Source organism: Fictibacillus sp. WQ 8-8, from assembly GCF_024494405.1.
In the GTDB taxonomy this organism is placed as follows: Bacteria; Bacillota; Bacilli; order Bacillales; family Fictibacillaceae; genus Fictibacillus_C; species Fictibacillus_C marinisediminis.
In genome coordinates this window covers 315,186-340,629 of sequence record NZ_JAMXKG010000001.1, presented here as the reverse complement: position 1 = coordinate 340,629, position 25,444 = coordinate 315,186, and the positions used below count along the sequence as shown (strand labels likewise).

25 protein-coding genes are annotated in these 25,444 nt (G+C 44.1%); 16 read left to right on the top strand and 9 right to left on the bottom strand.

Features of this window, described 5'->3' with window-relative positions; translation table 11 throughout:
* Positions 1 to 29 precede the first annotated feature (29 nt).
* Both fliS and M1K46_RS01755 read left to right on the top strand, forming a co-directional pair.
* Positions 30 to 431, top strand: a complete 402-nt coding sequence (gene fliS, locus M1K46_RS01760) for a flagellar export chaperone FliS (RefSeq protein ID WP_256224609.1) — start codon at positions 30 to 32, stop codon at positions 429 to 431.
* Position 432: 1 nt separating this feature from the next.
* Positions 433 to 783 carry a hypothetical protein gene (locus tag M1K46_RS01755; RefSeq protein ID WP_256224608.1) on the top strand — a complete coding sequence of 117 codons (351 nt, stop codon included), beginning with the start codon at positions 433 to 435 and terminating at the stop codon, positions 781 to 783.
* Positions 784 to 872: 89 nt separating this feature from the next.
* On the opposite strand, the gene M1K46_RS01750 is transcribed toward M1K46_RS01755, so the two are convergent.
* A complete protein-coding gene (locus M1K46_RS01750) occupies positions 873 to 2,726 on the bottom strand; it encodes an acyltransferase family protein (protein ID WP_256224607.1) in 1,854 nt (617 codons plus the stop codon).
* Between the two features lie 445 nt (positions 2,727 to 3,171).
* On the opposite strand from M1K46_RS01750, the gene M1K46_RS01745 reads away from it, so the two are divergent.
* The 4 genes from M1K46_RS01745 (at position 3,172) to M1K46_RS01730 (ending at position 7,884) form a co-directional block, all read left to right on the top strand.
* Complete coding sequence (locus M1K46_RS01745) at positions 3,172 to 3,489, top strand: hypothetical protein (RefSeq protein WP_256224606.1); 318 nt, start codon at positions 3,172 to 3,174, stop codon at positions 3,487 to 3,489.
* The gene (locus tag M1K46_RS01740) at positions 3,470 to 3,619 is read left to right on the top strand and encodes a hypothetical protein (protein WP_256224605.1); all 150 of its coding nucleotides are present in this window, start codon (positions 3,470 to 3,472) and stop codon (positions 3,617 to 3,619) included. The genes M1K46_RS01745 and M1K46_RS01740 overlap by 20 nt, the downstream gene beginning before the upstream one ends.
* Positions 3,612 to 4,220 (top strand): hypothetical protein, encoded by a 609-nt coding sequence (locus tag M1K46_RS01735; RefSeq protein WP_256224604.1) that lies wholly within the window; start codon positions 3,612 to 3,614, stop codon positions 4,218 to 4,220. Before M1K46_RS01740 ends, M1K46_RS01735 begins: the two co-directional genes overlap by 8 nt.
* A 289-nt stretch (positions 4,221 to 4,509) precedes the next feature.
* On the top strand, positions 4,510 to 7,884 hold the full coding sequence (locus M1K46_RS01730; RefSeq protein WP_256224603.1) for a hypothetical protein: 3,375 nt from the start codon (positions 4,510 to 4,512) through the stop codon (positions 7,882 to 7,884).
* Between the two features lie 431 nt (positions 7,885 to 8,315).
* On the opposite strand, the gene M1K46_RS01725 is transcribed toward M1K46_RS01730, so the two are convergent.
* Positions 8,316 to 9,035 carry a PdaC/SigV domain-containing protein gene (locus tag M1K46_RS01725; protein WP_256224601.1) on the bottom strand — a complete coding sequence of 240 codons (720 nt, stop codon included), beginning with the start codon at positions 9,033 to 9,035 and terminating at the stop codon, positions 8,316 to 8,318.
* 518 nt (positions 9,036 to 9,553) lie between these two features.
* Between M1K46_RS01725 and M1K46_RS01720 the strand changes: the two genes are divergently transcribed.
* Both M1K46_RS01720 and M1K46_RS01715 read left to right on the top strand, forming a co-directional pair.
* Positions 9,554 to 11,059 carry a malate:quinone oxidoreductase gene (locus M1K46_RS01720; protein ID WP_256224600.1) on the top strand — a complete coding sequence of 502 codons (1,506 nt, stop codon included), beginning with the start codon at positions 9,554 to 9,556 and terminating at the stop codon, positions 11,057 to 11,059.
* 341 nt (positions 11,060 to 11,400) lie between these two features.
* Positions 11,401 to 12,168 carry an SDR family oxidoreductase gene (locus M1K46_RS01715; RefSeq protein WP_256224599.1) on the top strand — a complete coding sequence of 256 codons (768 nt, stop codon included), beginning with the start codon at positions 11,401 to 11,403 and terminating at the stop codon, positions 12,166 to 12,168.
* Between the two features lie 107 nt (positions 12,169 to 12,275).
* Here the strand turns inward: M1K46_RS01715 and M1K46_RS01710 are convergent, their stop codons facing one another.
* Positions 12,276 to 13,031: a Nif3-like dinuclear metal center hexameric protein gene (locus tag M1K46_RS01710; protein ID WP_256224598.1), complete on the bottom strand. Its 756-nt coding sequence runs from the start codon at positions 13,029 to 13,031 to the stop codon at positions 12,276 to 12,278.
* 94 nt (positions 13,032 to 13,125) lie between these two features.
* Positions 13,126 to 14,364, bottom strand: a complete 1,239-nt coding sequence (locus M1K46_RS01705; RefSeq protein WP_053356997.1) for a helix-turn-helix domain-containing protein — start codon at positions 14,362 to 14,364, stop codon at positions 13,126 to 13,128.
* A gap of 268 nt (positions 14,365 to 14,632) precedes the next feature.
* On the opposite strand from M1K46_RS01705, the gene M1K46_RS01700 reads away from it, so the two are divergent.
* The 4 genes from M1K46_RS01700 to M1K46_RS01685 all read left to right on the top strand — a co-directional run bounded on the left by M1K46_RS01700 (position 14,633) and on the right by M1K46_RS01685 (position 18,166).
* On the top strand, positions 14,633 to 15,808 hold the full coding sequence (locus tag M1K46_RS01700) for a styrene monooxygenase/indole monooxygenase family protein (RefSeq protein WP_256224597.1): 1,176 nt from the start codon (positions 14,633 to 14,635) through the stop codon (positions 15,806 to 15,808).
* A gap of 188 nt (positions 15,809 to 15,996) precedes the next feature.
* On the top strand, positions 15,997 to 16,323 hold the full coding sequence (locus M1K46_RS01695) for a hypothetical protein (RefSeq protein WP_256224596.1): 327 nt from the start codon (positions 15,997 to 15,999) through the stop codon (positions 16,321 to 16,323).
* Positions 16,295 to 17,440 carry a pre-toxin TG domain-containing protein gene (locus M1K46_RS01690; RefSeq protein ID WP_062237806.1) on the top strand — a complete coding sequence of 382 codons (1,146 nt, stop codon included), beginning with the start codon at positions 16,295 to 16,297 and terminating at the stop codon, positions 17,438 to 17,440. Before M1K46_RS01695 ends, M1K46_RS01690 begins: the two co-directional genes overlap by 29 nt.
* Positions 17,441 to 17,467: 27 nt before the next feature.
* A complete protein-coding gene (locus M1K46_RS01685; RefSeq protein ID WP_256224595.1) occupies positions 17,468 to 18,166 on the top strand; it encodes a hypothetical protein in 699 nt (232 codons plus the stop codon).
* Positions 18,167 to 18,222: 56 nt separating this feature from the next.
* Here the strand turns inward: M1K46_RS01685 and dhaM are convergent, their stop codons facing one another.
* The 5 genes from dhaM to M1K46_RS01660 all read right to left on the bottom strand — a co-directional run bounded on the left by dhaM (position 18,223) and on the right by M1K46_RS01660 (position 22,418).
* Entirely contained in the window at positions 18,223 to 18,588 is a 366-nt protein-coding gene (gene dhaM / locus M1K46_RS01680) for a dihydroxyacetone kinase phosphoryl donor subunit DhaM (protein WP_256224594.1), read from the bottom strand.
* Positions 18,581 to 19,183 carry a dihydroxyacetone kinase subunit DhaL gene (dhaL, locus tag M1K46_RS01675; RefSeq protein ID WP_256224593.1) on the bottom strand — a complete coding sequence of 201 codons (603 nt, stop codon included), beginning with the start codon at positions 19,181 to 19,183 and terminating at the stop codon, positions 18,581 to 18,583. Before dhaL ends, dhaM begins: the two co-directional genes overlap by 8 nt.
* A 1-nt stretch (position 19,184) precedes the next feature.
* Complete coding sequence (gene dhaK, locus M1K46_RS01670; RefSeq protein ID WP_091002880.1) at positions 19,185 to 20,171, bottom strand: dihydroxyacetone kinase subunit DhaK; 987 nt, start codon at positions 20,169 to 20,171, stop codon at positions 19,185 to 19,187.
* Between the two features lie 192 nt (positions 20,172 to 20,363).
* Complete coding sequence (locus M1K46_RS01665) at positions 20,364 to 21,959, bottom strand: APC family permease (RefSeq protein ID WP_256224592.1); 1,596 nt, start codon at positions 21,957 to 21,959, stop codon at positions 20,364 to 20,366.
* 129 nt (positions 21,960 to 22,088) lie between these two features.
* Positions 22,089 to 22,418: a MerR family transcriptional regulator gene (locus M1K46_RS01660; RefSeq protein ID WP_053357005.1), complete on the bottom strand. Its 330-nt coding sequence runs from the start codon at positions 22,416 to 22,418 to the stop codon at positions 22,089 to 22,091.
* A 211-nt stretch (positions 22,419 to 22,629) separates the two neighbouring features.
* Between M1K46_RS01660 and M1K46_RS01655 the strand changes: the two genes are divergently transcribed.
* The 4 genes from M1K46_RS01655 (at position 22,630) to M1K46_RS25800 (ending at position 25,350) form a co-directional block, all read left to right on the top strand.
* On the top strand, positions 22,630 to 22,992 hold the full coding sequence (locus M1K46_RS01655) for a CidA/LrgA family protein (RefSeq protein WP_234293321.1): 363 nt from the start codon (positions 22,630 to 22,632) through the stop codon (positions 22,990 to 22,992).
* Entirely contained in the window at positions 22,989 to 23,690 is a 702-nt protein-coding gene (locus M1K46_RS01650) for an LrgB family protein (protein ID WP_256224591.1), read from the top strand. Before M1K46_RS01655 ends, M1K46_RS01650 begins: the two co-directional genes overlap by 4 nt.
* A 17-nt stretch (positions 23,691 to 23,707) precedes the next feature.
* The gene (locus tag M1K46_RS01645) at positions 23,708 to 23,851 is read left to right on the top strand and encodes a Fur-regulated basic protein FbpA (RefSeq protein WP_082683571.1); all 144 of its coding nucleotides are present in this window, start codon (positions 23,708 to 23,710) and stop codon (positions 23,849 to 23,851) included.
* Between the two features lie 251 nt (positions 23,852 to 24,102).
* Positions 24,103 to 25,350 (top strand): site-2 protease family protein, encoded by a 1,248-nt coding sequence (locus tag M1K46_RS25800; RefSeq protein ID WP_375162166.1) that lies wholly within the window; start codon positions 24,103 to 24,105, stop codon positions 25,348 to 25,350.
* The last annotated feature ends 94 nt before the right edge of the window (positions 25,351 to 25,444 follow it).

Here is a 25,444-nt window from a genome sequence, read left to right as displayed (position 1 = left end):
CAAGCAACAAAACCTAAGGGAGTGACATGATGTCTTTACCAAACCCGTACCAGTCGTACCAGAATAACTCAGTTCAGACGGCATCGCCCGGAGAACTGACATTGATGCTATATAATGGCTGTCTGAAGTTTATTGCTCAGGCTAAGCAAGCCATTCAAAATAAAAACCTTGAAGAGAAAAACACGAACTGTCTGAAAGCCCAGAAGATCATCCAGGAACTCATGGTGACGTTGAATATGGATGCTCCAGTTTCTCAGACGCTGATGCTGATGTACGATTATTTGAACCGCCGACTAATAGAGGCGAATGTACAAGGCAGTATTGAGATTTTGGATGAGGTGGAGAGCTTTGTGACGGAATTCCGTGATACGTGGAAGGAAGTTATCCAGATCAACCGCCGTCAGCAGTATGGACAGGGAGGACGAGTATAAGATGGGAGCGGTCAGCGTTTTACTTGAGATCACACATAACTTGCACGGCCACGTGGCGAGCGGTCTTCCGAAAGAAGAGCGCGAACCCTACATTGAGCGGTTGAATGAGCTTTTGGATCAGCGGGAATCGCTGCTGAGCGAAATCCCGGTTTCTTTTACGGAAGAAGAAAAGCGGATGGGGCTAGCCATCCTCCAGCTGAATGAAGTTGTTCAGCCTCTGCTTGACCGCCAGCTCGCTGAAATTAAGAGTGACATTACATTGATGAACCAAAAGAAAACCCACTCCGCACAGTACGCCAATCCGTATGCGGCAGTTTCGGGTGACGGCATGTTTTTTGATAAAAAGAACTAAGAACTCTGGCTTACTTAAGTCGGAGTTTTTTCTTTTCCACAAAAAAAGCAACGGCCCTGAAGCCGTTGCTCTCTAATCCTTCTATTATTCTAGTTCACCGCGCTCTCTACAAGCTTCGCATACGCAGAAGCGCCTTTTGGCTTGAGATGGACACCGTCCCCATAAAAGTACGAAGTTTGTCCATTGCTTGCCTGGTTCCAGTTTACAAGCTTGGTATGAGGATGTGAAGAAGCCACTTCCGCGAGCGTCCGGTTCACTTGCTTTTCCCACGAACGGGGAACCTGGCTGTTGATCAGTACGATTTCTTTGTCTTTACCAACTTTATCGAGTACGTTTACGAGCTGGTCTTTTGAGAAGGGGCCGTTCGTTCCAAGTCCGATGACGACTGTGTGTCCCAGGCTTCCGTTTGCCTTCATGTGATCGATGACATCTGAAGCATCCTTCAACTGGCGGCCGATCTTGGCGTCAACCGTTGCCTTGGGGAATTTTTCTTTGATATAAGGGGCCACGTTCACCATGACCGAGTCACCGATCACTGAAATTCGTTCGTCCGCCGGTTTAGGCGGCGGGACAGGTGCTGGTTTTGGATCAGGCTTTTGATCAGAATCCGGTTTTGGCTTTTCTTCCGGTTTAGGTTGTTCATGCTTCGGTTTCTCTTTTGGTTTTACAGGCTCTGGATGCATAATTGCCTGCTCGGCTTTCTTTTTCTGTCCGGCTTCAAGCTTGTGGAGCTCCGGGATGACAACCGTGAAAAAGATGACGACGATCACTGCTGCTGAGCAGCCAAGGATCGACTTTTGCACGAGTGTCGCACGTTTCCAGGAATGTGCAGTCATGTTCAGTTTCGCTCTCCATCGTTTCAATACTCCTTGACGGATAGGCTCCTCAATAAAGTGCCAGGACAGCGTGGCCAGAATAAGGATTAATGCAAACTGAGCGATTCTGAGCCATGCGGATGGATGTGCATTTTCCTGTGCCGGGTTGGTGAGAACAATAACCGGAAAGTGCCAAAGGTAAATTCCGTACGACCGGACACCGATCCAGCGAAGCGGCTTCCATCCCATCGCCATGCCGAGCCGGCTAGACGGATGGGCAAGCGCCGCTACGACAAATAAGGTGAAAATCGACAGAATGACCATACCGCCTCGATATAAGAAGCTATCAAATTGACTGGTGAATCCGATTAAGAGCAGAATGCCTAAGAGACTGAGTGTTCCTACGATATCCAGTGCTTTGCGCTGTTCTTTCGGCAGGCGGGTGGACAGCTTTCGGCTTGGCCAAATGATCGCAAGTCCGGCTCCGATCAGCAGGGAAAAGGCTCTCGTGTCGGTTCCGTAATACACACGGCTCGGATCTTCTCCCGGTGAGTAAATCATAGCCATCGCAATGGCTGAAAGGATGGCTGCGGCGAGTATGCTCCCGAGAATCAATCTATTATTTTTTATGTAGCGAAGGCCGAGTAACAGCACGAGCGGCCATATGAGATAGAACTGTTCCTCCACCGCCAGCGACCATAGATGGTTGAGCGGAGAGGGTGGACCGAACTGCGCGAAATAAGACACTTTGTGAAAAATGAGCCACCAGTTGCTTACGTACGTTAGGACAGAAAGCACATTGCCCCAGAGGTCCAGTAAAAACGATCGTTCAAAAAGAAGGACCCAAAGAATGACAAGAGCCAGCATGGACAGTAAAGCCGGCAGGAGTCTGCGTGCCCGTCTGATCCAGAACTGTTTAAAGTCGATTTCTCCGGTTCGATGGTATTCCGCTATGATTAAATCTGTGATCAGGTAGCCGGATAGAACGAAAAAGATGCCCACGCCCAATAATCCGCCAGGTGCCCATCCAAGATTTAAGTGATAAGCGATGACGGCGAGAACAGCGAACGCCCGCAGCCCGTCAATCCCTGGCATATACCGCTTGTTTTTCTGGGTAGGTTCAGGCATCCAGCTCCCCCCTTACCCTGAAATTTTTCTTCTTATTATATAGTAACGTTGCCGCCTCATAACCCGCAGTGAATTCTTGCTGCTGGCAGCATGCGATGTAAAACATGGTCGTTCTCCCTTCGCATAAAGCAGATCTTTTTATCTCCCCATAATAGTTTAGTGGTTTTCAAGGGTATTGGAAACAAAACAATTCTACTATTTTCGACAAATTTTTATGTTAAAAAATCCCTGCTGACGGGGGAATTTAGCCTAGAGTCTACTATAGTGCAATTGGATTTGCCGAATCAAGGAATAAATGGCTAATGAGGCGGGAATAGGAAATATGTCGCAGTGGAATGGGGATAAAAGGCTGAGTAATTACCTGATTTTAGTAAAAACGGCTAGTACCTCTGCCCGTGTGCCTTCTTTACAATAGGAAGAGAGAGAATAAGCAGGCGGTGATCGAATGTTTTTTGACAAGCAAAAATACAGAATGCAGGCGGATATGCTGGATTGGTATTCCGGCAAGGTATCGGAGTCGTTGCATAAGCTGGATCGACTCGGACGAGACCGCGCACACGTATTGACCAAAGCTCAAGACTGGGAGAGCAAAAGCAAAGCGAGCTACAAACAGATCATGTCAGAAGCAGCAAGTACCCACTTTTCGTCAGCAAGTACTGGGGAACAATTGAAGGATGCGTTGAAAAGAGAAGCGACTAGGCTTAGGGAAAAGGCGAACGATATCGAGAGGCAGGAAAAGCTGGATGAGTCAAATAAGCGTTAAGCCGGATGAACTGGAAGCGCTGGCCTCGGATATCGGTAAACAGGAGAGCCAGTGCAGTGATATTAAAGGTGCGTTAAAATGGGATTATCTCGCTCTCCATGCGGCCTGGGAATGTGATAACGGTGAATAGGAACCAATTATTAGAGGCTTGTGACGAGCTAAATATTAAGATAAAAATTAATCCCGATAACATCTTACAAATAAAAGGAGACTATGAGGCCTACAGTCAAATTGAAAATATAAATGGTAATTGGGAGTATTCAGTCATTAATTTTGAAAGGCGGACACCTCCGGAGAAAACTAATGTAAAAGTTTTTTCGGATGAAGAGTTTGCAATTACACATTTTTTTATAAATGTTTTAAAAGAAGCGTATTTCTATGAGGTATTTCCACCTAATAATCCAGCTCACGATGTGAAAAGTACTCAAGAATTAAAAGATCTTTTTGATGATATAGGGATTAAGGAAAGGCTATACAGTTTTAGAGATGTTGAACCTCAGCAAATATATGGTGAGATGGACAAAAATCAAACCTTAATAATTAGTTATATTAACGAAAATAAGCAGAAGCAATTTACTACTATGCCTTTGCCGCTTGAAAGAGGATTTTTTGTTATGTATAGACTTACTCATTTCTTGCATATTTTAAAGATGGTCGAAGAGAAACTAAAAGAAGACAACATATTAAATACTAGTTTTAATGATCAAGATATTGAAACTTTTATTAAATAATTTTTCGAACGCCTATTAAAGATTTTTTACTTTATTAGGCGTTTTATAGTTGTTTAAACAGAAAGGATTACTTAAATGGGTTGTTTAGGTTCAACGGGAAGGTACGAGAAATATAAACCTAAGAATCCAAGCTTTAGAGGGCTTCCTTCTAAAGCTCATTTTTTGTAGAAATCTCTGGAATAGCAACCCTTTTATTTCCAAAAGTGATGTATAATGTGGTTGATACATAGAATGAATAAATGTTCATTAGTTGGTTTTTAGCAATAACGATGTAAAAGCGGGGTGTCGCATGAAGGGTCCAGAATTGATCAAGGACTTGTTTGACCTGAAGGAAAAGGGATATTTGAGATACGAAGATTACTTAAGAGTGGTTGAAGGGATCAACCGCTATGAAAAGGACCAGAGAAGAATTGAAGAAGGGCAGGAACCGTATATACAGGCAACATCCGGACCAAAGCGCTCGGAGGAAACACCCCAGGTTGAGAGGGAACAGCCGATCATCACCAGCACGGTGCCAGCGGCTCAGGATCAGCCTGTACCGAAGCCGAGGCCAGTGACTCAACCAGCCCCCAAGCCGGCACTGACCGCTGAACAAAAGCGGGAGCGGAACTTGACGCTGCTCATGACAGCGGGTGTCGTGCTTCTTCTGCTTGGCGGGCTTACCCTTGCAACGAGCAACTGGGACGTATTCAGTTCTCTGGCGAAAACCTTGCTTGTAGGCGGAATCGCCGCTCTATTCGGAGGACTCGGTGCATTGTCACAGCGGGTGCTTCACATCAGGAAGACAGCATTTGCGTTCTTTGTGCTGTTTGCGCTATTCGTGCCGATTACCATTCTGTCGGCAGGATATTTTGAGCTGTTTGGCAGCTGGCTGAGTTTTTCGGGGAACGGTAAGTATGTGCTGGGGACTGTAACCAGTCTGATCTGTCTGCCGATTTATTGGATGTTCACGAAGTCGTTTTCATCCAAATTGTTCGCCTGGTTTACACTGATTGCTTCAGCTATCGGCTATGCGTTTATTCTTTTGGCGTTCGGCATTGAGAAGAACGCGTTCTATTTTGCATATGCCCTCGGAAATGCGGGTTACATCTATCTTTTTCATGTACGAAAAGCGAAGGAGGCAGCCATTTCTCAAAAGGTCTTGCCCATCTTTATTCAAAGCAATCTGATCTTATCCACGTTATTCATTATCATTTCGTTTGAACAGCCGCTTTCTCAGAGCTTTAACCTGATATTGACCGCTGTTCTGTATTTGGCGATGAGAATGGTCAACAAACGAGTGGAGTATGAGCTCTTGTTTATGGCTTTTGTTTCGTATGGCCTCTATCAGCTCGTTGAACAAGCGGCTGGTGCCGGCCTGAGCCTGGTACTCATTCCAATTGTGCCAGTGGTGCTTCTCGCTGTTGCCCGCTATTCGAAGGGCAATTTGAAAAAGTACTACCAGATCGCCAACGGGGCTGTCTCTGCTCTTGCGTTTTTACTCGTTACGGGAAAAGGGCTGATGCTTTCAAGCGGCGAGGGAAGCGTGTGGATGTTTCTGGGGTATCTCGTGATTGCCGGTAACTTTGTTTACTTAAGCTATAACACTGCTTTCCGCCTCTTTACGTATCTTGCGCCTTTTTACATTTTCAGCGCTGCGCTGGAGGTGTATCACCTCACCAGCCCGTCCAGCATAAAGTATTGGCCGCTTGCTATCGGAATATCCGGGCTGGTTGCATATGTGATCGGCCAGTTCATTGTGCCGATCCGTCGTTCCAGCCTTTATGTTGGCGGAGCGTTCCTGATGGCTGGTTTCGGATTGACGCTGCTGATTCCTGAGTATTGGCAGACAGTTGTTCTCTCCCTTCTGCTGACAGGACTTGGGGCTATACATTATTTGACCGAGCAGGGCATCTCCCAAAAAATATTTGGTGCAGGTGTCTCGGTCTTCCTGTTCTTTGCGGGCTTTTCAATGGGAATGGCGCTTATTCCTGACCCAGATCGTGCGCTCGCGATTGGAATAGGAACAATACTTCTGGCTGCACTGTATTATTGGAAAAAAACAGACCACATTCTCGGTCAATACGCATTGATCGGTGCGATGTTCGTTTCTCTTATCAGTTTTCTTGCCTCCTTTGACACGGAAGCCGACTGGATCCGTCTCGTCTGCAGTTTGCTGTTTAGTTGTATGATGTTCGTGGGGACGCGGTATTTTAAACAGAGTGTCGGTTATGGAGTGGTGCAGGCAGGATTGTTCTTTGTTTTTTATGCGCTGCTTCACTTGACGGCAGATCCGCTGAGCGAACGGCTCACACTGATCACGATTGCCGCTCTCCTTTTTGTTTCGCATGAGGCATTAAAACGAGTGGAACGCCAAAGCCATCTGCCTGCGCTGGTTGTCGGCCAAGCGGCTCTTCTGTACGCGGTATTCTATAACTTCATTACTTCTGGTGAAACGCTGCCGTATCTCTTGCTGACGATTTTATTTGGGTTATATGTATGGCGTTCGGTGTATGAAGCGGAGAGAAAATACAGTCTGTACGCTGGACTGACCGTTTTATCCGCGGCATTCGGTTTCATGGTCAATGAATGGTTTCCTAACGAGAACCGTCTCGTCTACAGCTTGTTGCTGCTGGCTGCTTATTTTGTTCTTTCAGAAGCCTGGAAGGAACGGCTCAGATGGTATATCGTTCCGTTCTCCATTCTGGTGATGGCCGAATACCTGGCTGATTCCTATTACAGCGGAGACATAATCTCTCTTTGGTTCTATATTGGTGTCATCTTTGTTTTCATGGCGTTTTTCCACTCACTAAAAGGGTATTGGAGAACGGCTGCAGCCTTTCCGTTGATTTTTTTCTGGCTCGGGATGGCCGATTTGATGGATATTTACAGTCTTTCTTCACCACTCCGTGCGGTCGTGTGGTATGCGATCGGTATTCTGTTTACCGCAATCGGAATGTTTTTATATGAAAAGCTGTATCATCACGAGAATGAGGAAAAAGTTGATTTTTACGGAATAGCGGGGCTGGTCTATGTATGGACCGGCTGCATGCAGGCTGTGGAATGGGTATTTATCGCAGGATTCACCCTGATTGCGATATTGCTGTATCAGGATTCAAGACGGATCAATGAGGTTCCCATCGCCCAAAAAGTGCTTCAAACGCTGTCGCTGCTCGTTTGTCTGTTAACCTACTATACGATCATCGACATGATTGATTTCCCTGAGTATCTCATGACAGAGCTGTATGTCTTGCCTTGGATCCTGGTCAGTTATCTGCTGACGCGAAAGACGTGGAATCTGAGCGAAAAGGTGATCATGTATGTTCAATACAGCTTGATCGGCGTCATCTCATTGATTCTTATGATTGATGCGATGTACAGCTATAAAATAATCGATGCGATTATTCTTGGCACACTGGCTGTTATCGCTATCCTCTATGGCTTTGTTTCCAAACAAAAAAGCTACTTTTTCAGCGGTTTGATCGTCCTGCTGGTCAATGTACTCGTGCAGACCCGGCCATACTGGGGCAACATGCCGTGGTGGGTGTACCTGTTGATCGCAGGAATCCTGCTGATCGGGTTTGCCGGCTATAATGAATTTAAAAAACAGAAGGGCATTGAGTCTCCATCGCTGAAAGAGCAGTTCCTCCGAAAATGGGGCACGTGGTTCGGGGCCTGGAAGTAAAATAGCGAAAGGACAGTTCCTCTTATAGGAGCTGTCTTTTTTGGGGTGTTTGTGGAAAGATTGTTCATAGTACTTGTACATTATTGGTATAAAGATGCTATATAGCATTTAATAAAAGGTTTTTTTCGTAAGCTTTGTTGCTTTTGGGAGTGGTTGATTTCCGTTTCAGGATGCTCGCTTTCCGCGTGGCGTGCGGTGAGCCTCCTCGGCGCATGCGCCTGTGGGTCTCACCTGTCCCGCTGCCCCCGCAGGACAAGGAAGGCTTCGGCAGCGTTATATCGCACGAAGAAAATGTGAAATTCATTTTCGAGGAGTCTCGCACCTTACACTCCAATCAACTTATCAATGAAGCTTCTTTACAAGAAGGTTCCCAAGCAACAATCTTTTAGAAAACAGCTTAATAAAAAATATCTTACGCCAATTCGGGTCACTTATTGATAAACTGACTTTGGAATTTTAATAAATGGATTCCCATCATCATATGATGCAATTTCATATTCATCATAATCTTGAAATAGCAGATAAATTCCGTCTTTATAAAACGAGAATTGAGAGTTTTTGTTAACTGGAACGTCGCTTAATTGAAATACAGAATCAGAATACGGTTTATGTGTACTAAGATATTTATATGCATACTTTTGTACTTTTTTATAATTACAAGATGTTTTAAGAATATCATTAATTTTATAGTGTTTACCTGTTGAAAGGTCAAAGTTATACATTGTTACTTTGCCTTTTCCATGTGCTCCACCAGTATAAGTGTATTCCAAATAATAGATACTCAATTTACCATTTGAATTATGCTTTACTTGATAAAGAGAGTTGAATGAATATTTACATTTTTTAGGGGTTTTTTTACAGAAATCTTCTTTTTGAATCTCTTTTTCTGCTTTCTTTACATTAAGGTATGATTTATACGAATTTTCAGCTGCTTTTTTAAGCGTGGAATTAATCTTACTAGCCGCATTTTTATTGATTCCGTAAACTTGAGGATACCGTAATAAATAAATACCTTTATATGAGTGTTTTGTAAATTCAGCTTTTTGTGAGCTTGCATCAGAGTCTGTACTTGGCACGAAAAAAGAAAAGGAAAAAACCATGATTAACAGAACTGCTGAGATCATTCTCAAAAAAGATGATCGTTTTTTCATGTGAAATCCTCCCAGTCCCAAAAGATTTCTAATTGAACATATAGGTAAAGAAATTCTCCGCTTGAACTTTGGTATTAATATCCTACGCCAATAACCCTTTATATGTTAGTCGAAATGTCTAGTAGGAAGTTACAAAATTTTATGGAAGGGCATGTATATTGCACAGTACGCCGATGATATGCCGCAGAGTTTGAATAGATACGCGAGTAAAATCTCCTAATATATTTCATCCCAAACTGCATTTTAACCATACGGTAAAAGAAGTTTTTGGGACAAAAAATCATTAATGCTTTGGTTTTTGTGTGTTTCTAGGCCTTTTGGACGGACTAATCACTTTTATCAACTTTTAAAAAACTTATAATTATCATATAATAGTAGATGTATAAAGCTATAAATAATTGTAATACATTATGATATGGTTATAACTGGGACAGAAAAAGTGTGTGACTAGATCGCATCTTAGCTTGGTGTGAGGCCTGCATCTTTTCTGCAAATTTTAGGCGAAAAGGTTGGTAAAAATGAGCAGCAGAGAAACTAACACTGACGTCATTTTAATTGGCGCCGGAATCATGAGTGCGACTTTAGGGACAATCTTGAAAGAATTAGTACCGGAATGGGAAATTAAAGTGTTTGAGAAGCTCGAAAACGCAGGAGAGGAAAGCTCTAACGAATGGAATAATGCGGGAACGGGGCATGCGGCACTGTGCGAGCTTAACTACACGGTCGAAAAACCGGATGGGTCTGTAGATATTAGTAAAGCTATAAAAATTAATGAACAGTTTCAGCTTTCAACGCAGTTCTGGTCCTATCTTGTAAACGGCAAGCTGATACGTAATCCAGAGAATTTTATCATGCCATTGCCGCATATGAGTATGGTACAAGGGGAAGAAAACGTAGCGTTTTTAAAGAAACGTTTTAAAGCGCTGTCAAACAATCCGCTATTTCAAGGGATGGAATTTTCCGATGTTCCGGAAAAACTGTTGGAATGGATTCCGCTTATCATGGAAGGCCGTTCATTGAATGAACCGATTGCAGCTACCAAAATTGACTCTGGAACAGATGTCAACTTTGGTGCGTTGACGCGTATGTTGTTTGACCATTTAAAGACTAAAAACGTCGATATCAAATACAAACATAGTGTTGATAATATTAAACGTACAAGCGATGGGTCGTGGGAATTGAAAGTGAAAAATCTCGATAGCGGCAGCGCAGAACGCCATACGGCAAAATTTGTCTTTATTGGTGGCGGAGGAGGAAGCCTGCATTTACTGCAAAAATCCGGTATTCCTGAAGGGAAACATATCGGAGGATTCCCGGTAAGCGGAATCTTCATGGTATGCAATAATCCGGATGTCATAGCGCAGCAGCATGCAAAAGTATACGGCAAAGCTAAGGTTGGGGCTCCGCCAATGTCTGTTCCGCATCTTGATACCAGATATATCGACAATAAGAAATCGTTGCTATTTGGACCATTTGCCGGCTTCTCACCAAAGTTCTTAAAAACTGGTTCCTTGTTCGATTTAGTAACTTCCGTAAAACCGGATAATGTCTTAACGATGCTGGCGGCAGGTGCAAAAGAGATGTCATTGACAAAGTATCTGATTCAGCAAGTTATGTTATCAAAGGAACAGCGCATGGAAGAGCTGCGGGAATTTATTCCGACCGCCAAAAGCGAGGATTGGGATTTAGTCGTAGCTGGCCAACGTGTGCAAGTTATTAAAGATACAGAGGCAGGCGGCAAAGGAACACTTCAATTTGGTACGGAAGTGATTACTGCTGCTGATGGCTCGATCGCAGCATTACTAGGCGCATCTCCGGGTGCTTCTACTGCCGTTCACGTTATGCTTGAGGTAATCAAAAAATGCTTCCCGCAGCATATGGAAGAGTGGGAACCGAAAATCAAAGAAATGATTCCTTCTTATGGTGTTTCACTAATGGAAAACCCAGAGCTTCTGCACGAAATTAATTCTTCAACAGCACAGGCGCTTGGTCTAAGCAAAAAAAAGGAGATGGCCTTTAGTTAATTCTTTGGATGTAGAAACTATTAATGGACAAGCTTTCTATGATGAAGAGATTGAAAAGACAATGATTGAATAAAACAGAGATAAAATAAAAAATTTACTTAAGGAATTGAGTAAATAGTTGAATATCAGTGGAAATAAAACACAGAACCTTTGATCTTTGGATTGAAGGTTCTTTTTTTAAAATTCGCAGTTAGAGAGGCTAAGGTGAACCGTATCTAAGTGAGAGTAAACTAATATGCAACATACTTTGCGAAAAGGGCCTTTTTTTACGTTCAATTGTTTGTATAAAAGAAAAGGGGTTGATAGAATGAACCTAAAAATCCCAGTCAGGAGGAACAGCAATGGATCTTAAAGGAAACACCATTTTGATAACAGGCGGGGCTTCAGGGATCGGACTTGCTTTCGCTGAACGTTTTATAAAAGAAGGTAACAAGGTCATTGCAGTTGGCCGGCGGGAAGAAAAGCTGGCAGAAGCAAAAGAGATTCTCCCAGAACTGCATACAAAAGTGTGTGATGTCTCCAAAGAGGAAGAACGCATTGAACTGGTTGAGTGGGCAGTCAATGAATTTCCGGATCTCAATCTATTGGTGAATAATGCCGGAATTCAGCAGCGAGTAAATTTGAAAAACGCCACCCATGACTGGAGTTATTATCAAAATGAGTTGGCGATCAATATTGAAGGTCCCATCCATTTGTCCATGCTGTTAATTCCTCACCTGAAAAAACAAAAAAGGGCAGCCATCATGAACGTAACATCAGGATTGGCGATACAGCCAGGAGTCTGGGTTCCGATTTATAGTGCGACAAAAGCTGCGATGCACTCCTTTACGCTTACACTAAGACATCAGCTGGCAGACACGAATATTGAGATCGTGGAAGTGATTCCTCCTGCTGTAAATACCGACCTGGGAGGGGTAGGTTTGCATACGTTCGGTGCTCCGTTGGATGATTTCGCAGATACCATTTTTGAAGGATTGAAAAAGGAAAAATTGGAGGTTGGTTACGGCGGGACAGAAGAGCGTCTTAGCGCTCCGAGGGAAGAAATTCAACAAGGAATCAAGATGGCGTGGCAAAACTTTCAAAAAAACAATCCGGATTTTATGAAGTAATATTTATTCCCCTTTCATTTGGAAAGGGGATTTTGTTGTTACAGGATTTTGGCAGATAGAGAGAAATAATGATCAGTTTTGGGGTGAATAACTCCATCTTGTGCTCTTTATCTGGCCTCAAAATGAGACTCTTCAATCCTGACGATACTGATCTCTTTATGTTGCTCTTTTATTTTTTTTGCCAGGCTTTCTACACCAAATATCTCGGTAAACGTATGGCTTCCGGCAATAAGATTGATTCCTGCAAACTGGGCATATTGGATACTGTATAACGTAGCTTCACCTGTTATGTAGGTATCACATCCGGCATCCACTGCCTTTTTGATAGTGTTGGAGGAATGGCCCGCTCCCGTCACCATACCGATCCGTTTCACTGGCCGGTCATGATGCTTCCAGGCACGAACGTGTTCGTTTAAGGTTTGGGTTGTTTTTTCAGTCAGGACTTCAAAGGATTGCGGTTCAGTCAACTCGCCGATCCCTGGAATGTCGCCCTCATCATAGATGGAGAGCTGAATGATATTGTTGATCTCAAGTGCGTTCATCAGCGATGTGCACGTTCCAAATTCCACATAATCAAGTGGCCCGTGAATATAGAAGTGGTTCATGTTGTATTCTTTTAACTTTTCCATGCAGACATCCCGCAAACCGTAGAGGAAATCCCACGCATCATGATGCGTCAGCAGCAGGTCAACGTTTTGAGCGGCTGCAAGCTCTATGGCTTCAAGGGAAAGATTTGTGCAGTAGCCAACTCTGTTAATCTCGTTCTTTACACAGCTCGTGAAACCATAATCATCATGAAACTCACTAAGAAGCTCTTCAGGAAAAAGTGATTTAATCGTATCTTCAAATCGATCCAGGTTCATAAGTGGAACTCCTTTTGATTTTATAGGTGCCATTTATAGGTGCCAGGCACCGCAATTACACAAGTATGTAAAAGCGGTGCCTGGCACCCGGTTTTTAAATGAATGAGCTCTCGACGCTGTTGGCTTCACAGTAGCATTCGCTTGAGCGCTTGTACTGTTTCTTCCGGTAATAATAATCGCCCAGCTGTTCATAGCACATCCGGATATACATGAATTCATCCTTCTGCTTGAAGATGGGAAGGGCGGTCTCTTCAAGAAAAATCTTATAATCTTCTTCGTTACGTCTTTTTTGCACTTGAAATTGCAGGATCTTCAGCAGGCAGTAGGTTTCGTTCAGTTCGCCTTTTAACAGCACTAGCCCTTTTTCAATCCAGCGGGTGGCATCTTCAATCTCGTTCAGCTGAAAAAGGTTACTGGCGAGAAGGTAGATCGTAAGCTCCCCGCCTTGCAGATCTTTGCGCACATTAAGAGATTTTAAGAAATAATCGATCGCTTCCCACGGCTTCTTTTGCTTATGATAGACAATCCCAATATTATGATAGATATGTATCTTTAAATGGCCGATGTCCGGCAGGGATTCGATGCCTTTCAGCGCCTTTTTAAAATAAGAGAGGGCAGTTGCGTGTTCGTTGATCCGGTTGTAGTTGATGCCCAACAGGATGTAGCAATCGACCACTTTAAAAAATAAGATGTTTTTGTTGAACTCTTCCATCGCCCTCTCGGAGTGAAAGATGGAAAGTGTAATCTTACCCAACCGGCTGTAGATGAGTGCAAGCTGGTAATGGTACTCCGGCTCATTTACATATTCGCTTGCTTTTAAATACAGCTCCAGCGCTTTTTGAAAGTGTCCTTTTAAGTATTCATTCAATCCTGAAAAGTAAAAGTAGTATCCTTCAATCTCTTTTGGCATATACGTCATGTATTTTTCGGCAAAAGCCAGCTGCTCTTCGGCTTTGTTAAATTCTCTAATAAGCAAAAAATGCCGGGTAGCGGCCAGGTGAAACATCGTTAAAAGTTCTATGTCGGTGATGCCTTTAATCTTCTTCTCGATCGCTGCGTAATGGTCGGCGGAAGCAGGTCGATTTCTTGCTTTTATATCTTCATACCAATTAAAAATCATCTTCTTGATGCCATCGCTTGAGGAGGATTGCAGCAGCTCATCGTATTCAATATTCAGCCTTTTGCAAAGCAAAATTAGAATTTCCCGAGAAGGGACGATGCTGTTGTTCTCGACTTTACTAAGGTAGGGAACTGAACATATGCCAGAAGTGAGTTCTTTTTGGGTAAGTTTATTTTTTTCTCTAAAATACTTAATTTTCTCCCCTCTAATCATGATCCACCTCTTTAATCCATTCTAGTTTTTTCTATCATATCATATAAAAAAACTGATTTTTCCTATTATATACATAATTTTGCCGATTTCTATCCTATTTTGTCTGTAAATGGCAAGGAGGTTTGATTTCAAAGAGGATAAGTCGAATTTCCTAGGAAATAATCTGTCGAAACCTGTTCTATATTTCCTGTTTTTAAAGGTAAAAAAGGACTTTACCCATCAAAGAAGAAGTTAGGCATAAGAATTTTTAATAAAGGAGTTGAGGGTTTTGAAAAAGCGTATTGGAATTGTGGGAAGCGGAACGACCGGATTGCAGCTGGCTTATGCTTTAAAGAATGATTTTGAAGTGGTCATTGTTTCTCATCGTACACCAGAACAGCTGCGCAGCGGGCGGATCATGTCCACGCAGGTTCATTTCAGTCCAACACGAGCCCGCGAGGAACGATTTCATATGCCGAAGTGGGAAAACGATTCAATGATTGAAAGCATTCATATCACGGTCGGTGACCAAAAGCTGTTTGCGGGTATGCTTGAAAAACCGGCATTATCCGTCGATCAGCGTCTGGCATACTCTCGTTATGCAGAAGAATTAGAGAGAGCTGGTGTGTCCTTTCAGCAGAAAAAGGTCATAAAAGAGGAGATTGAAGCATTCAGTGACGAGTTTGATCTGGTTATTGATTGTACAGGGAAAAACGGTCCGCTTGTTCCGTTTCCAGTCGAAAAAGAACTTACTCCATTTCAAACCCCGCAGCGAAAATGTATCGTCGGGTATTTTAAAGGAGTGAAACCAACTTCTCCTCTAGGTGTCAGTGTGACGGTGATTCCGGAACTTGGGGAAATGTTCGAAATTCCTTCTGAAACGGAGTACGGTCCTGTTACGATCCTGTTCATCACGGCCGTTCCTGAAGGGCCGCTGGATATGTTTAAAGGCATCAAGGCACCTGAAGCATTCACGATAAAAATGAGAGAAGCCGTCGAAATGTTTTTTCCTGAAATCCATGAGCGAATTGTAGATATCGAGTTCGCTCTATGTGATGAGAACGGCTTCTTACAAATCGCGATTACTCCAGAGGTACGCATACCTTATCTCAACGTGAACGATAAGCTGTTCCTTGGCTGTGGAGACAGCGTAATTCTCAACGATCCGATTACCGGACAGGGAAGCAATCTCTCATCCTATTGCGCGGAACAGCTGTCTGACTTGCTGATTGAACATAAGCATTCTGATCGATGGGATGAAGAACTCGGCCGTTTATACTGGGAGCGTATAAAGTCCTTCGTCAAAGAGGTGACAGAGTGGACGAACGCCATGACACAACCACTTCCAGGACATGTCATTCAGATGCTGCTGAGTGCTGCAGAAGATCAGCAAAAAGCGGATCAGATCGCCCGCTGGTTCGAAAACCCATCCACCGCTCACCAGGCATTTCTCGCGAAGGTTTAAGAGAGAGGGTGCCAGGCACCGTTTTTACACACTTGTGTAATCTCGGTGCCTGGCACCCTTTTCTTTTTTTTTCTCATGTCTAGTCCAATCATCCCGTCTTTTAGCAAATTTTAGTAACTTAGTCTAGTACCTCCATCCCTTTTTCTTTTTTACAATAGAGAGACAGAGATTGAGCAGGCGGTGATGTCGTGATTTTTGATAAGCAGAAATACAGGATGCAGGCTGAGAGGCTGGATTGGTATTCGCATAAAGTGAATGAATCGATGCAAAAGCTCGACCAGCTTAGATGGGATCGAAACCGTGTGCTGACAAAAGCTGATACATGGGAAAGCAAAAGCAAAGCCACCTACCTGCAAATCATGTCAGAAGCAGCAGTCACTCACTTTGCTTCGGCAAGTACAGGAGAACAATTGAAAGAAGCGTTAAAAAGAGAAGCAGCCCGGCTGAGAGAAATGGCGAATGAAATGGAAAGGCAGGAGAAGCTGGATGAGTCAAATCAACGTCAAGCCCGATGAACTCGAAGCCCTGGCCAATGATATAGAAAAGTTGGAAGATCAATGCGATGACATTAAAGATGCGTTAAAATGGAACTATAATCTCCTCCATGCAACCTACTGGGATATCGACAGTACCCATGCAGGAGGACTCTACCATAGCCTTATTCAAAAACTCGATCATTATAGAACCCTGCTGAACAATGCGCAGGAAGTCGTCAAAAGAACAGAAGCCCAGTTTCGTGAAGCCGATCAGGGTTGGTTTGGCAAGGCGAAGGAATGGGGCATGGAGCTCGTCGGCGTAAACGACGTTGTCCGTATTTTTGCCGAGTATGACCCGGTAACCGGTGAAAAGCTTGATGGATGGGACAGGCTTCAAGCTGTTGGCTGGACGGCGCTGACCATCTTTCCACCTGCAAAACTAGCGGGATTGGGAGGCAAAGCGATCATTAAAGGTGCGAAGGTTTTAAAGATGGGCGACAAAGCCGTCGAAACTTTCCGCGGTATGATGAAGGTGCTAGATCCTAAGATTATAAAAAATGCTTTTAACAGAGCATTAGCTGGCATAAAAGAGTTCCCTTTGTATCCTAGAACTATTTCTCAATTAACTACTGGGCATAATGTTATTGATTTTTATAAGGTTAAAGATCTAGGACAATTATTTTCTGTCGCAAATGGCAGCGCAGGAACAACTTTAAAAAAATCCGGAAAAGTTTTAAGAACCTCTTCAGGGGGTCTTAAATACAGAACCACACATGGCGAAAATGGAGAATTATTGTCCGCATTTGCAAAAATTGAAAAACATCATATAAACACAGGTACCGCTACTAATACTTCATCTCGTGAATTGGCTAGAGTACTTGGCAAATCAACGGATGATGCAGGGCATGCGATAGGGAAAAAATTAGGAGGACCCGGAGGGTCTAATTCTGGTAATATCTTTCCTCAAACTCCAAGCGTAAATCGTGGTGACTTTAGACAATTTGAAAAAGAAATTTCGCAAGAGGTATCCTCAGGTAAAGAGGTTTTTGTTAGGGTAGTGCCTAAATATCATAGTGGATCTACAAGACCTTATGAAATACTTTATCAGGTACGTATTGATGGTCAGACGATTAAAAGGATTTTTCCTAATCCTTAGTAGTTCTAGATTAAAGGAGTGTTAATTTTGAGTGACTGCTATCGAATAAAGATAAGTGATAGTGAAGAGACGCAAAGTCAGAACGACCTTTCTTTTTTAGGTGGAAAACCTAGAGTACCTAAATCTATTGATATACCTAAATGTGAATTATGTGGAGAAGAACAATCTTTTTTCTTTCAAATTGCTTTTCCAGAGAATCATAAATGGAATGAATTCAGTATGGCAGTTTTTGCATGCACTTCTTGTGCTCATGAAGGATATTTTATTCCAGAGATGCTTGAGGACGAGCTATCTGGAATTAATATACCGAGTGATTTTTTAAGAGAATATCAGAAAAATTTCAGAATAGAAGTTTTTAAAACAACTGATGGAGCTATTCAGACTAACTATAAAGAAAAAGTAAAATTCAAAAGGATTACTTTGATTGAAGAGATTGATAAAGAAATATTTAATAATAAAATTGGAGGTTCCCCAAATTGGGTAGCTGATGATGAAACTCCGGGCAGCTATAATAAAACAGAACCTATGGTTTTCCTGATGCAGTTGCTTGAAGATTTTAAATTTGAAAAATTACCTGATGCACCTTCACAAGTGAAACTAAGCTTAACTAAAAAGCAAGAACCTTCAAACAGGGATTATTATGAACTCTTTTTAGGTAATAATATTTACTTTTTTGGGACAGCAAGCCTTGAGAATCCGCTAGTTTACGTTCTTACTCAAATATAATAATTAAGAGTGAAGAAGCCTTGGATTTATTATTCCAGGGCTCCTTTTTACCTTTATTAAGAAAACTCCCCCTCCAACGCCTTCACAATCTCCTCCACCGATTGCCCCTGACAACTCTGGACAGCAGCCAGAAAAGCGCCTTCCACAAGGGGAACGTCCACAAATTGAATGGTTCGGTCACCGGTGTAGAGCTCCAGTGCCATCTCGGCGTTCATGGTCGCTGAGCCGATGTCGGTTAAGATGATGGCGTCGTCGGTTACTGAAGAAAAAGCTTCTTCAATCCGGGAGACATCTGTTCCGATCTTTCCGCCTTCTAAGCCTGCAGCATTGTGAATCTCCACATCCGACGCCATTTCGGCGAGCAGTTCTTTAAGACCGTCAACCAATTTTTCACTGTGAGATACGAGAATCAGATTAACCATTAAGCACCTCCGCGAACTGGCGAAGCAGAATGGAACTGGACAACGCACCTGGATCCTGAACACCCTTGGAGGCGTCGCCGAAGTAGGAGGCTCGTCCTTTTGTTGCCTTCAATTCCTTCGTATTAGCCAATGCTTTTTCAATCACTGTCTCAAGGGGTTCATCACTCTTAAGAGCTTCGGTAAACGGCTCCCAAACATCCAGCATCGTCTTTTGGCCGGCTTGAGATTTTCCGCGGGCGGCAATGCCGTCAACGGCTTCCTTAAATCCGTTGTACAACTCATCGCCTTCCACCGCATCTTTGCCGTTCCACTTGGCTGCGAATTTTACAAAAATGGTACCGAAGAGGGGTCCGGATGCGCCGCCGACTGTTTTGATCAAGGTCATTCCGACAAGCTTGGAAAGCTCACCGAGATCTTCAAAAGAATCCTTGTTCTCCAGTTCTTTTTTTACCGCCAGAAAACCGCGTGACATGTTGATGCCGTGGTCACCGTCTCCAATTTCCCGATCAAGGTCTGTGAGTTCATCTTTTTGCTGTTCGATCTGTTCTGCGGTTTGAAGCAGCACTTTTTGCAATCCTTCTGCAGTTAGTTTCATCTTATTCACCTCTCACTGGAAATCCTATCGTATTTGACGGGGCATCCAAGTACCCCAGTAATTCATCATCTACAGCTAGCAGCGTGATGGAAAAACCGTGCATCTCTAGAGCTGTCATATAGTTTCCTGTATAGCTGCGGACGATTTCATATTCTTTCTGTTCCAATTGTTCACTCACATATTTATAGGTTAGATAGAGTTCGGACACCGGGGTGCCGCCCATCCCGTTCACCATGACGGCGATCCGTTTGTCTGTCACTTCTGCGGTCAGTTTCTCCAGCATCTGAGCGACAATCTCTTTTACCGAAGCAATGGGTTTCCGTTCGATGCCTTTCTCTCCATGGATGCCAATGCCGATCTCCATTTCATCTTCGTGCAGTTCAAATCCCGGTTTTCCGCTTTCCGGCATATAGCAAGGGGAGAGGGCCATCCCAATGGAACGCACCTGGGCAATGGCTTTTTCTGCGATCTTTTTTACATCCTTTAACGATTTCCCTGCAGCCGCTGCGGCTCCAGCAATTTTATGAACGAACACAGTACCTGCAACACCGCGCCGGTCATCATGGTTCTTTATGGCGATGTCGTCGTTTACGATTACCGTTTCGACCTGGATGCCTTCAAGTTCTGCCAATTCTTTCGCCATGTCAAAGTTCATCACATCGCCTGAATAGTTTTTTACAATCAAAAGGACCCCGGCACCTGCATCTGCTGCCTTGATTCCTTCAAAAACCATGTCCGGCGTTGGGGAGGTGAAGATTTCTCCGCATACTGCCGCACTAAGCATACCATCACCGACATAGCCTGCGTGGGCAGGTTCGTGCCCGCTTCCTCCTCCGGAAACGAGACCGACGTGTCCTGAAGGTGTACCGCCTTTTCTTTTAATCACATTTACGCTTTCCACTTTTTCGTATTGATCGGGGTGGGAGCGTACGAGTCCGTCAACGATGTCTGATACGAATTGATTGGGATCCTGCATGAGCTTGTCCAACTTCATCTCTCCTTCTCTGCTTGAAATCGAGTACTGATAAGAACCCGTTATTATAACTTTCGCTGAAAATCTGGAAAACTGTCAAGGAATTAAAACGCTTTCTTACTATTCCCCGCGCTCTTTTGCTTTAATCATAGAATAGCAGTCTCGAAATTTAAAAACCCCTGCCGCTTAACTGACAGGGGTTAACGATCAATGGGTGCTTTCCACATCATCCATTTTGATCTCTGGGTCGTCGAGGGCTGAATGAACGCCCCAATAATAGAATATGAGTGAAAGAACGCCGGCCACAAACGTGTCCCAAGGTGCATGGATGAGATGGTCTGCTCTCGTTCCCGGGCCATAGCTGCCGACATATGACATGGCAAGCAGGAATAAGTAATAGATGATGAGCCACCATCCGGATTTCAAATGAAGCCTGACTTTTTCTTTTGAATATGATGCTTCACGGTACGCAAAAATGAAATATAGAATAAGTGATAAAATAATGATCGGAATGATGAACGAGACAACCTTCCATTTGCTCCAATAGATCACCAGTGTTGCACCGACAAAAGCAAGCGGAGTGACGATGTTGGCCGCTTTGAGCAAGAATGGACGCTTGAGTTCGGTCGCTCTATGGCGAAGGGACATTAAGGATACAGGCCCGACGACAAAGGTTAGCGCTTTCAGCGAGGTGCTGGCATCGACCAAGTCTGCCCATGCCTGGAAACGGTAGGGAAGCATCCAGATGATGGCCAGCGCAAGAGTAAGCCAGAGTGCCGCACGCGGCAATCCGCTTTTTTTATCAATCTTCTGAAAGATTTTAAAGAAATAGCCATTCTTTGCCCAGGCGAAGAGAGAGCGGGCTGTTGCTGAGAAATAGATATTCCCGGTAGCGGAAGGCGAGATGACCGCATCGACGAGCACCAGGTTGGCAAGCCATACGATTCCGAGTGCAGAAGCCAAGTCTGCCCATGGAGAGTCGAAGTGGAGGCCGCTCCAGCCTTTATCCAGCATATTTGACGGAACGGCTCCTATGTAGGCAATCTGCAGCAGCATGTAGACAAGGAGGCCGATCAGTACGGCGTAGATGATGGCAAACGGAATGCTTTTCTCCGGACGCTTCGCTTCACCGGCAAATTCGATCGGCTGTCGGAAGCCGTTAAATGCAAACACGATACCGGCTCCTGTAACGGCAGCGAATATCCCTTTGGCTCCGCCAGGCTGTGCACCGCTCACAGCGAAGTTAGAAGCATCAAAGTGCATGAAAAGCACGATGATAATGATGGAGGGAACGACGAATTTAAAGACAGTAAGAAAAGTATTGATCTTGCCGAATAATGCGACGCTCCAGTAATTCAGGAAAAAGAACAGAAGGATGAGACCGATCTGAACGGCAAAACCTGCGAACGTAGGCGTTCCGTCTTTATGGCCGAGGGCGTCAAACCAGTATTCCAAGTACCCCCTGACCGCTTGCGATTCAATACTGATGACCGCTGAATAGGCCAGCATGGAGATGAATCCGATCAGAAAACCGACGATGGATCCGTGAGTGAAATCCGGATAGCGGACAAAGCCGCCTGCAACGGGGATAGCCGCGCCAAGTTCTGCATAAACAAGTCCGATGAACATGATGATGACAGCCCCGATGAGCCAGGAAATCCAGGCATAGGGTCCTGCGTATTGAGCACCGGTGGCCGCTGCATACAGCCATCCTGATCCGATAATGGAACCGAGCCCGAGAAACGTTAAGTCCAATGTGCTTAGTCTTCGTTTAAATTTACCATTGCTTTGATCTGCAGCCACTTAAGGCACCTCCTTAATTTTGGTAAAGTGTATATATAGTAAAATTCCCCTGAAAATCAGCGGCATAAACGCTGTTCAAAATAAAAACCAGTTCTTTCAGGCTATAACCTGCAGAAACTGGCATCTTTTCTATCTTTTTATCATATTAAAATGCGCGTTCAACTGCCCCCTGATCATCGTATCCCGCAACTGTTCTTTTCTCGTTCGTTCCTCTGCTTTTTTCAGCTCCTTCCTGATTTCATGCGTCTGAACCCCGTCTTCTCTCTTGTCTGCTATGCTCATCAGCATCTCCACATCTGAAAAGGAATACTTGCGTGTGCCTTTTTCCGTCCGGGCAGGAAAGATTAAATTCCGCTCTTCATAATACCGGATCTGCCTGACCGATAACCCCGTTAAGTCTTTAACCGTGCCGATGGAAATCACTTTTTTCTCTTTATATGAGGAACTCTCATTAGACACCCACATCACTCCTTTGTCAGTGGTGGCACGAAGTTCTTTCCATTACTATAATGTTTTCTTACCTTAATGAAAAGAAGTATGTTAGATTTTCTCACATGAGTTTTTGCTCTTTGAAAAAAGTACGTAAGGTAATCTGACAGAATGGGAGATTTCTGTATTTTTCTTTTTTATAATAGCCTTAACCGTTCCGGGTAACAGAGGGGGGATCATTTTGAAAACATTGCTATGGCAGTTTGGGATCATCCTTATGGCCTTAGGAGCCGGAAACGCAGCTGCATCATTTTTTCATTTGCCGCTGTCCGGAAGTATCATCGGAATGTTTTTACTGTTGCTTGGCCTGTTGGCCGGAATCGTGAAGCTGGAATGGGTGGAAGGAGCGGCAAACTATCATCTCCGGCACATGACGCTTTTGTTTATTCCGCCGGTTGTCGGACTCCTGTTGAACTGGGGAACCGTTCATGTTCAGATATGGAAGGTGCTGCTCGTGCTTTCATTGAGCAGTTTATGTATTTTACTGGGTACAGGATTTTCTGTTGAATACTACGAAAAGAGAAAGAGGAGGAGAAATCGATGAGCATGATGTTGGGGAATGCCATGATAAGTATTGTCACAACGAGCCTCGCATATTTGTGCGGGTTGAAGGTCTATCGCAAGTCCAATCATAACGTCTGGCTGAATCCGCTATATACGGTTACGCTGCTGCTGTTTCTTCTGCTGCCTTTTCTTCATATGGATGTAAAAACGTATGAAAAAGGAAGCAGCATCTTTTCCATTCTTCTTCAGACGGCGATTGTATCGCTTGCTATTCCTGTTTACAAACAATACCCGCTCATTAAGAAAAATATAAAGAAAATCACGGTCGGAATTGTCAGCGGCGGGCTGGCAGGAGTTGTCTCTGCAGGTGCGTTCGCTGTCCTGCTCGGATTTAAAGGAAACGTGGTCGCATCATTGCTCCCAAAAGCGGCAACCTTGCCCGTAGCTTTATCTGTTTCGAATTCTCTTGGAGGAACAGCATCCTTAACTATTCTTTTTGTATTGTTCTCTGCTTTATTTTCGCTGATCGTCGGCCCCCGCGTACTGGACCGATGCAACATTAAAAGTAAAACGGCCCGGGGACTGGCAATGGGTGTTTCAGCACAGGCGCTCGGAGCCAACCGGTCGTTCCAGTGGGGAGAAGAAGAAGGTGTGATGGGAAGCGTCGGAATGACAACCACAGCTGTTCTTGTTTCTGTTTTCATTCCAGCGGGCATGATAATAATTGCGTATCTATAAAGGAGGTTATCATCAGTATGGAACAGAAAAAGCAAGTCTTGATCAGTAAGCTGATTGATGCAGGCTACTATAAATCAGAGAACGGCCATCTGCACGAACTGAGCGTAGAGGAACTATTGAAAGAATACCAGACGCTGAAACTTAAGGCGCTGTATCAATAGAGCGTGGCATTGGTGGTGCCAGGCACCGCCGTTACACAAGTATGTAAAAGCGGTGCCTGGCACCACAGTGCTGAGACACCACGTGCTGAAAAGTGAAGATGGAGAGTCGATTTAAACCGCCTGATCCTAGGCGGTTTTTCTTCTGCGGGTCTGTAACTTTTTCCACATTGGTACGTATATGTGGTATGGTTTGGATAGATAAAATTACAGATTCTTACTTCTTGCCGCAGAGATTATTGGGGGTATGATGAATGGCTGAAAGAGCTGAAAAAAAGAGCCAGTCTAAAATTTTGACGGTTCTGGCTGCAATTGGTGTATTTATTCTAGGAAAATTAAAATGGGTATTTGGATTATTGAAGCTTGGAAAATTTGCAACGCTCATTTCCATGTTCCTGTCGGTCGGTGCCTACGCCGTCTTTTACGGATGGAAGTTTGCTGTTGCCCTTGTGTACCTCCTTTTTGTCCATGAGATGGGCCATTTGGTCGCCATGAAGCGAAAGGGCATACCTACCTCGCCGGCGATTTTTATCCCCTTTATGGGTGCGGTCGTGGGAATGAAAGAAATGCCCAAGAACGCAAAGGATGAAGCATTTGTAGCTTATGCCGGGCCGCTGTTCGGTTTGCTGTCCTTTTTGCCGGCCGTTTATTTGTACGAGACACAAGGATCGCCATTCTGGGGATTGGTTGTATTTTTAGGCGCGATGCTGAACCTTTTCAACCTGTTTCCGGTATCTCCGCTGGACGGGGGCCGGATTGTAGGTGTTCTTTCCACAAAATTATGGCTGATCGGGCTGATCTGTATGATTCCATACATGTTTATTTCACCTGATCCGATTATCTTTTTGATCTTCTTGTTCGGAATCGCCACGTGGTGGAGAAGGGTGAGAGAGGATTATGTCCTGCAGGAGAGCAGCCAGGCGCTGGAAATCTGCCGCAGAGAAGAAGAAAAAATTCATTCTCTCGTGGAAGACATGAGTGAATACCGGGAGCTTCCTAACTTTCCATACATCGTGGATACTTTTATCGATGAAGGAAGGGTGCAGCAGCAGCGTTTGATGCGCCAGATTCCAACAGGAAGGAATATTCCATTCTTTCATGATAAAAAACGTCTGAAAAAAGCCGCATTGCTGACGGAGCTTGAATTGCTCGCTAAACGGGAAAAATGGTTCCTGCTTATCTACAAAGAAGAAGTCATGAAAGAGCGGGAGAAAGCGCGTATTCTTGCTGAGAGGTCTTTGCATCCAGAGGAAGAAACCCATTGGGAAGAGCCGGAGGGCGGACGTCCTGAAATCGTGGTTGAGGCCTATCTTTCGGCTGTGAGAGAAGAAGCAGATAAACAGCAGGAAGAGGTCGAACGGCGTAAGAATTATTATGTCGCAAACATGAAAACGAAAGTTATTGTGCTGATCCTGTATCTTGCACTCGCTGGTGTGTTATCCTACTTTGCCGTTTATGGGCATACCATCATGGAAGTCCACCGCGAGCTGCTGGGGAGATAATATTGAAAAAAATTCAGGTGCCAGGCACCGTCGTTACACAAGTGTGTAAACGCGGTGCCTGGCACCCTATTTCTGAATTTTCGTATAAATTTTT

Excerpts from the sequence above, each read along its gene's own strand:
- M1K46_RS01755 (WP_256224608.1), top strand. The coding sequence starts at position 433 with ATGGGAGCGGTCAGCGTTTTACTTGAGATCACACATAACTTGCACGGC.
- dhaM (WP_256224594.1), bottom strand. The coding sequence starts at position 18,588 with ATGGTTAATCTGATTCTCGTATCTCACAGTGAAAAATTGGTTGACGGT.
- M1K46_RS01650 (WP_256224591.1), top strand. The coding sequence starts at position 22,989 with ATGAGCATGATGTTGGGGAATGCCATGATAAGTATTGTCACAACGAGC.
- M1K46_RS01720 (WP_256224600.1), top strand. The coding sequence starts at position 9,554 with ATGAGCAGCAGAGAAACTAACACTGACGTCATTTTAATTGGCGCCGGA.
- dhaL (WP_256224593.1), bottom strand. The coding sequence starts at position 19,183 with ATGAAACTAACTGCAGAAGGATTGCAAAAAGTGCTGCTTCAAACCGCA.
- M1K46_RS01745 (WP_256224606.1), top strand. The coding sequence starts at position 3,172 with ATGTTTTTTGACAAGCAAAAATACAGAATGCAGGCGGATATGCTGGAT.
- M1K46_RS01725 (WP_256224601.1), bottom strand. The coding sequence starts at position 9,035 with ATGAAAAAACGATCATCTTTTTTGAGAATGATCTCAGCAGTTCTGTTA.
- M1K46_RS25800 (WP_375162166.1), top strand. The coding sequence starts at position 24,103 with ATGGCTGAAAGAGCTGAAAAAAAGAGCCAGTCTAAAATTTTGACGGTT.
- M1K46_RS01740 (WP_256224605.1), top strand. The coding sequence starts at position 3,470 with ATGAGTCAAATAAGCGTTAAGCCGGATGAACTGGAAGCGCTGGCCTCG.
- fliS (WP_256224609.1), top strand. The coding sequence starts at position 30 with ATGTCTTTACCAAACCCGTACCAGTCGTACCAGAATAACTCAGTTCAG.
- M1K46_RS01710 (WP_256224598.1), bottom strand. The coding sequence starts at position 13,031 with ATGAACCTGGATCGATTTGAAGATACGATTAAATCACTTTTTCCTGAA.
- M1K46_RS01750 (WP_256224607.1), bottom strand. The coding sequence starts at position 2,726 with ATGCCTGAACCTACCCAGAAAAACAAGCGGTATATGCCAGGGATTGAC.
- M1K46_RS01645 (WP_082683571.1), top strand. The coding sequence starts at position 23,708 with ATGGAACAGAAAAAGCAAGTCTTGATCAGTAAGCTGATTGATGCAGGC.
- M1K46_RS01690 (WP_062237806.1), top strand. The coding sequence starts at position 16,295 with ATGAGTCAAATCAACGTCAAGCCCGATGAACTCGAAGCCCTGGCCAAT.
- M1K46_RS01705 (WP_053356997.1), bottom strand. The coding sequence starts at position 14,364 with ATGATTAGAGGGGAGAAAATTAAGTATTTTAGAGAAAAAAATAAACTT.
- M1K46_RS01715 (WP_256224599.1), top strand. The coding sequence starts at position 11,401 with ATGGATCTTAAAGGAAACACCATTTTGATAACAGGCGGGGCTTCAGGG.
- M1K46_RS01730 (WP_256224603.1), top strand. The coding sequence starts at position 4,510 with ATGAAGGGTCCAGAATTGATCAAGGACTTGTTTGACCTGAAGGAAAAG.